This is a genomic window from Marinobacter vulgaris, assembly GCF_003344045.1.
Lineage (GTDB): Bacteria > Pseudomonadota > Gammaproteobacteria > Pseudomonadales > Oleiphilaceae > Marinobacter > Marinobacter vulgaris.
Map to the genome: position 1 here is coordinate 305 of NZ_QFWX01000019.1, position 1,958 is coordinate 2,262.

The following is a 1,958-nucleotide window of genomic DNA, read 5'->3' on the forward strand; positions in this document are numbered from 1 at the left end:
GGGGTAATCCGCCACGATACGCGGCAGGGACTGGTAGAAACGGGCTTGCCACATCAGGGAGCGCCTCCACTGGCAGACAGGACAGTGCCGGACACGGCAGAAATGCGCCTCACGCAGCCTCAGGCGCGTTTCTCCGGTTTCTTTGAGGGTAGACCACCCAAACCTCAGTAAACCGCCACAGGAGGCCATACGCGCCCCGTAGCGCTCATATTCAGCCGCAAGCAGGTAAATCCCTCCCACGTCGTCAGAAACGCTTCTGTGAGCGTCCCACGGCGCATCTGAGGGGGAGTAGTCAGTTAGGTTCTGGAGTTCAGGATTTTGCATGCACACCGCCCCATGCTGGGCGATGGCTCATTTGACGTGTTATCATTGCCATATCACCTGTGTTGTCGTGTCCAAATTCGAATTCCTACAGGTGGTCACACCCCCGAACTGTTAGCGCAGTTGCGGGGGTCGCTTTTTTCTGCGACCACTCCCGACAGAATACTTCCAAAACCATTTTCAGGCAAATCACACTCAAACCCTTGCGGCACAAGGGCTGGCGGCGTTTTTTGACGCCAGAGTTATCCCTTAAGTATAAATACAAGGATCGCGCGCACGAGACTCCGGCCATTTTCTGACCGATTTCCCTCGCGCGCACGCGAGGCTCACAATTCAGGGTCCGATTCTGACATCAAATCATGAGCCAACCTGGTCAGTTTCCGTTGACGGATATGCCGGGGATCATTTTCTTTTTCGGCCTTCCGCTGCGCATAGGCCGCCATGAACATTTCCCGATCCACATGCGCACCCATCTCATCGAGAATCTCAAACAGCCGGTTATCCAGTCTGACGATCATGCCTACCCCCTCAAAAAACGCTTATCAGGTGGTTGCGCTCACTGCGTGATCACAACCACCCCCTGTAAGTATTTTACGGGTGCTGTCGTCAATCACTAAATCGGAACCCACTGGCAAGCCAGCGGGACCCCGCGATTTAGCGTTTGACGATTTCGGGAACGGCGAACGCTGACAGATTTTAATCTGGCGGCGTGAGGTGTTGGCAGGGTGTCGGGGCGCAGCCCTGACGGATCGTTTTTGGTACCGGCATCGTGATGGCGGTACTCCAAAAACACATCTTGTCCGTTATCAGTTTTTGTTTTTCGTGGGCTTGCCCCACCGCGCGTTTCTCATCGCCAGATGAGAAACTACTAAGCGCGCCTTCCGGAAAATTACCGGAAGAAAAACCCAGGTTCGGAATCCNTTTCTCATCGCCAGATGAGAAACTACTAAGCGCGCCTTCCGGAAAATTACCGGAAGAAAAACCCAGGTTCGGAATCCGAACTCAGTAATCGAGTGACGTCACTTTGCGGCGTTAGCCCTATCCTGCATCGGAGTAAAATCAATCGGACAAGATGTGACTTTGGTACACCGCCACCAAGGTGACGGATGCCCAAAGCCCTCATGGTCAGGGCGCAGCCCCGACACCCTGTTAGTCTGATTCGGTTTTATCTTTCGTCGGCGAACGCCGGTACTTTTTGACCTCGGTCTTCCACTCGAACGCGATGCGGGAACCGTCATCATCGCCCTCGGAAATATCATCCCCGATCACCATGTCGGCGTCGGTTTCCTGATCGAGTTTCAGCACGTCTTTGAGTGCGCCGCCGGTCGCCACAAAGCGGCGCTTGTGCGTCTGGCGGGTCAGTTCGAGGAACCATTTAGGATCGGCCACCATGTCGGCCGGCTTCGTGGAATATTTCAGGGTTTCGGCCACTGCGCCGCGCACCAGTTCGGCGGTCGCGCAGGCCAGCGATTCGCCGTCCTTCGGCTTGCGGGGTTTCACTGCCCGGACATCGACATTCGGATCGTAACTGACCCGCAGGCACTCACGCCACAGCTCAACCCAGCGTTCATGCCTGACGTAACTCTTCCCGTTAAGCATGCCCGGCGGAACCATCATCAGGGTGTGGAAGTGCGGGT

Annotated in this window: 3 protein-coding genes; all 3 read right to left on the bottom strand. The window is 55.6% G+C overall.

Going from position 1 to position 1,958, the window contains the following annotated elements:
- The coding region (locus DIT71_RS18305; RefSeq protein WP_227538198.1) for a protein rep at window positions 1-324 on the bottom strand (324 nt) is incomplete at its 3' end.
- A 323-nt stretch (window positions 325-647) separates the two neighbouring features.
- A complete protein-coding gene (locus tag DIT71_RS17520) occupies window positions 648-839 on the bottom strand; it encodes a hypothetical protein (protein ID WP_020324555.1) in 192 nt (63 codons plus the stop codon).
- 631 nt (window positions 840-1,470) lie between these two features.
- A partial coding sequence (locus tag DIT71_RS17525; RefSeq protein WP_114614516.1) for a protein rep occupies window positions 1,471-1,958 on the bottom strand: 488 nt, incomplete at its 5' end.

Coding starts and splice junctions, on each gene's coding strand:
- DIT71_RS17520 (WP_020324555.1), bottom strand. CDS start 839: ATGATCGTCAGACTGGATAACCGGCTGTTTGAGATTCTCGATGAGATG.